The following is a 4,550-nucleotide window of genomic DNA, read 5'->3' on the forward strand; positions in this document are numbered from 1 at the left end:
CTTGAGCGGTTATTGACTGAGATAACGGAGGAGAAGGTTGATGCCGTTGCGTTCACCAGCGCGCCACAGATACGTTTTCTAGCCGAATACGCTCTCGGCTGCGGCAAGCTGCAGGCGATGCTTCATGCTTTTGAGACCGGAGTGCTTGCGGTTTCGGTGGGCCGGATTACGTCCGATGCGCTGAAGGAGGCGGGGGTGAAGCGGATCATCATGCCGGAGCAGGAACGGATGGGCAGCATGATCGTGGAGCTTGGCCGTTATTTGGCCGCCCGGAGCTAGCCCGGCGGCCTGCTATGCCAATGCGAACAAGAGCATTTCCGCATTCAAACCCGGCGGAAATGCTCTTTTTATATCTCGCGGACGGGCCTTGCGGAAGGAAATGCCGTTTCCTTGAATGGACATCCGGCATCATTTTCCTTAAAATATAGGCAGTATGAATGGATCGACTACGATACTTAAACGGGGAGGCCCCTATGGATAAAAAAAAATGTCTGCTAATCGGCGAATACACGCATCCCAGGTTCCATCCGCTTCAAGGTGTGGATAAGCAAATTAGCCATATATTAAACGATTTGATGACCGTCCAGTGTACGGAAAATAAAAAAATGCTGCTGAGCGAAAATTTGAGCGGCTACGATTTGTGCATCGCCTATAACGAGCTGTGGAATGAATCGGTCTCTCCGCAGCAGACGGCCGGACTGCTAAGCTATGTCGCCGGCGGCGGCGGACTCATTGTTCTGCATACAGGTGTGTCCCTTGGGAACCGGAATGAGCTTGCCCAATTGATCGGCGCCAGATTTGCCGGGCATCCGCCATACGGACCGCTTGAATTCCGCACACGCGAGCATGACATAACGGAAGGGGTCGGGAGCTTTGCGCTGGAAGAAGAGCCGTACCGCTACGAATTCGATCCGTTCACGGAGAAGACGGTGCTGCTTGAGTTCGAGGCGGGCGGACAGTGGTGGCCGGCAGGCTGGTGCCACAGCTATGGCCTTGGACGGGTCGTTTACCTGATGCCGGGACATCATGAGCCGACGTTCCGTCATCCGGCGGTGCATACCCTGCTGCTGCAAGCCGCCACATGGGCGGCCCGGATTCCGCTCCGGAAGTAGAGGATCTTCCTTTTGTACGCCCCCGCCCGGTAAGGTATAATCTAATCGTTGACTAATGCCATCAGCAAAACGGAATCCAAGGAGGAAGAGACTATGAGCGATTTGTTAAAAAAAGCAATCTCTTTAGGAGTGGGACTCACCGTTGTCAGTAAGGAAAAGGTGGAGAAAGCCGTTGATGAGCTGGTCAAGCGGGGGGAAGTGGCTCCCTCGGAATCCAAGGCGCTCGTCGATCGGCTGATTGAGCGGGGCGAAGAAGAACGAAGCGCGTTAAAGTCGGCAATTCAGGAGCAGGTGCAGCGCGTGCTTAAAGACTTGAACGTTCCGGCAAAAAGCGACATCTCCGCTTTGGAGGAACGGATAGCCGTTCTGGAGCAGCGTTTGGCTGAACTGGAGGGCCTATTCCGAGAAGGAACGCAGCCGGTGCCGGTGGAAGAAATCGCGCCGGATACGCATACCGATTAAAATGGTCCGGATTAGACATGCCGGACGTTACCGTTCCATCGCCATGGCGCTGATGCGCCATGGCTTCGGCTTTATGGTGGAAGAGCTGGGGCTGTACCGCGTGTTGTCGCTTCCGCGCCGGCTGGTAACGCAGGAAGTTCAGCACCCCAGCCGGACGCTGGGAGAGCGGATCAGGCTGGTACTGGAGGATTTAGGGCCGACCTTTGTCAAGCTGGGCCAGGTTGCCAGCACACGATCGGACCTGCTTCCGGAATCGATCATTAATGAATTGGTAAAGCTCCAGGATCATGTGCCGCCTTTTCCGGCGGAAACGGCCATGAATATCCTGGAACAGGAGCTGGACCAGCCGCTCAGCGAGATCTTCGATTCTTTTGAAGAGACGCCGCTCGCCGCCGCTTCCATCGGGCAGGTCCACCGCGGCGTTCTGCTTAGCGGGCAGCAAGTGGCCATCAAAATTCAGCGGCCCGGCGTGATGCGCATGATGAGCCGCGATCTGGAAATTCTCCGCGATCTGACGGCGCTTGCCGAGAGGCGGCTGGGTTGGGCGAGGCAGTACAGTCTCTCCCGGATGGCGGAGGAGTTCTCCAGATCGCTGATGAACGAGCTGGACTACAACCAGGAGGGCAGGAGCGCCGAGAGAATCGCGCAGCACCTTGAAGATAATAAATCGGTCTATATTCCGGCGATTTACTGGGATTACTCTTCCTCTCGCGTGCTGACGATGGAGTTTGTCGAGGGGATTACGCTGAATCGGCGCGAAGCGCTGCTGAGCAGGGGAGTCAACCTCAAGGATACCGCAGAGCGTCTGGTGGATATTATGCTGAGGCAGATTTTTATCGACGGCTTCTTTCATGCCGATCCCCATCCCGGCAACGTGATGGTGACGGACAGCGGAAAGCTTGCGCTAATTGATTTCGGCATGGTCGGCAGGCTGAGCGAGGAGACGAGGGACCATTTGTCGAGCCTCATCATCGCCCTGATGCGCAAAAATACGGAAGCCATGGTCCGGGCGATTTTGCGCCTTGGCGTCATTCCGGAGGATGCGGATCAATCCGCGCTCTATGAGGACATGGACCGGCTGAGAGAGGAATACTATGACGTCCCGTTCAGCCAGGTCAGCATTGGGAAGGCGCTGAATGATTTGTTCGCGGTTGCCCGGCGCCATCGTCTGGCGATTCCGCCCGATCTGGCAATGCTAGGGAAGACGATGCTGACTCTGGAAGGGGTCGTGGGCAATTTAGACCCTTCCTTCAGCATCATTCAAATGGCGGAGCCTTTTGGCAGGCAGCTTGTGAAGCAGCGCTTCAGCAGCAGCCGCCTGCAGCGCAAGCTGCTCGGCGGAGTTGCGGAGCTTGCCGAGAGCCTCGTGGAGCTGCCTGGACAAGCCCGGCAGCTGTCGGCGCTGATCAGCAAGGGCAGGTTGAAGGTGGAGGTCGGCGTGCCCGAACTGCAAAGTCTGCTGCGCAAGCTGGACCGGATTGGCAACCGGCTCTCCTTCAGTATTGTGCTGCTGGCCTTCAGCATTATTATGGTCGGGCTGATCATCGGTTCATCGCTGCGCCGGGAACCGTCCGTGCTGTGGAATTTTCCTACCGTCGAGATCGGCTCGGTGGTTGCGCTGTTTATGTTCATCTGGCTGCTGTACTCGATTTTTAAATCGGGGCGGTTTTAGAGCAAGAGGATTAAGGCGGCGGGAATTACGGTTAAAATAGGAAGAGCCAAGGACGGAAGAGCTCCATGCCGGAGTTCTTCCGCTTTTAATGTACATGATGCTTCAGGGTGCCGGGAAGATGCTTCAATTCAGAGTGAATTCACGCGCTGTAATATTTGAAAATGACGAGGTGATGAAATTGCCGGGCTTTAAAGAATTGGGAGTTTCAGAGGCGCTGACCGCGCTTCTTAAAGGGAATGGCATTGCACAGCCTACCCCGGTGCAGGCGGAGGCGATTCCGCCGCTCGTGCAGGGGCTGGATGTTATAGCAAGAGCAAAGACGGGTACGGGCAAGACGCTGGCTTTTCTGCTGCCAATATTGGATAAAATCAGGCCGGACCGTCCTTTTCCGCAGGCGCTGATCATGGCGCCGACGCGGGAGCTGGCGCTCCAGATTACGGAGGAAGCGCGGAAGCTTACGCGCCAGAGCGATATCAAGATTCTGGCGGTGTACGGCGGACAGGACGTGGAGAAGCAGCTGCGCAAGCTGGAAGGCGGCAGGCATCTCATTATCGGCACGCCGGGCAGGCTGCTGGACCATATGCGCCGGGGGACACTGGCTTTGGGCGGAGTAAATATGCTGGTGCTCGATGAAGCGGATCAGATGCTGCATATGGGCTTTTTGGACGAGGTAGAGAGCGTGATTACGGCAATCCCTTCGCGGCGGCAGACGATGCTGTTCTCGGCGACCATGCCTGACCCGATCAAACAGCTTGCGGCCAGCTATATGAAACAACCGCTCGACATTGTGATCAAGAGCGGTTCGCCGATTCCGCTGGACAATATCCGCCAGCAGGTCGTCGAGTGTACCGACCGAACCAAGGAAGAGGCGCTTAAAGCGCTGATCGAACGGGATCGGCCGTATTTGGCCATTATCTTCTGCCGGACGAAGCGTCGGGTGTCGAAGCTGAGCGACGCTCTGCGGGAAGCGGGCTACGACTGCGACGAGCTGCACGGCGACCTGTCGCAGAATAAGCGGGAGGCGGTCATGAAGACGTTCCGGGAGGCGAAGCTTCAGCTTCTCGTCGCTACCGATGTCGCTGCCCGCGGTCTTGACGTGGAAGGCGTAACCCATGTCTTTAACTACGACATGCCGCTGGACGTGGACAGCTACATTCATCGCATCGGCCGGACCGGCCGGGCGGGCGGCAAGGGGCTCGCGATCACCTTCGCCTCGCCGCACGACCGCGCCGGGCTTGAGATGATCGAGCGCGGCATTTCGCAGCGGCTGGAGCGCCGCCGCTTTGAGAAGGGCGAATTCGGCG

5 protein-coding genes are annotated in these 4,550 nt (G+C 57.2%); all 5 read left to right on the plus strand.

What is annotated here, in order from left to right; translation table 11 throughout:
• Positions 1-279, plus strand: a 279-nt coding sequence (locus tag L691_RS0110840) for a uroporphyrinogen-III synthase (RefSeq protein WP_025690524.1), incomplete at its 5' end; no start/stop codon positions are given.
• A gap of 194 nt (positions 280-473) precedes the next feature.
• Positions 474-1,112, plus strand: coding sequence for a ThuA domain-containing protein (locus tag L691_RS0110850; RefSeq protein WP_025690525.1), 639 nt, complete (start codon positions 474-476; stop codon positions 1,110-1,112).
• Between the two features lie 93 nt (positions 1,113-1,205).
• Positions 1,206-1,574: a phasin family protein gene (locus L691_RS0110855; protein WP_025690526.1), complete on the plus strand. Its 369-nt coding sequence runs from the start codon at positions 1,206-1,208 to the stop codon at positions 1,572-1,574.
• A 1-nt stretch (position 1,575) separates the two neighbouring features.
• Entirely contained in the window at positions 1,576-3,246 is a 1,671-nt protein-coding gene (locus L691_RS0110860) for an ABC1 kinase family protein (RefSeq protein ID WP_036736606.1), read from the plus strand.
• A gap of 118 nt (positions 3,247-3,364) precedes the next feature.
• Positions 3,365-4,550, plus strand: a 1,186-nt coding sequence (locus L691_RS0110865) for a DEAD/DEAH box helicase (protein ID WP_156934212.1), incomplete at its 3' end; no start/stop codon positions are given.

This window comes from Paenibacillus zanthoxyli JH29 (genome assembly GCF_000520715.1).
Lineage (GTDB): Bacteria > Bacillota > Bacilli > Paenibacillales > Paenibacillaceae > Paenibacillus_AQ > Paenibacillus_AQ zanthoxyli.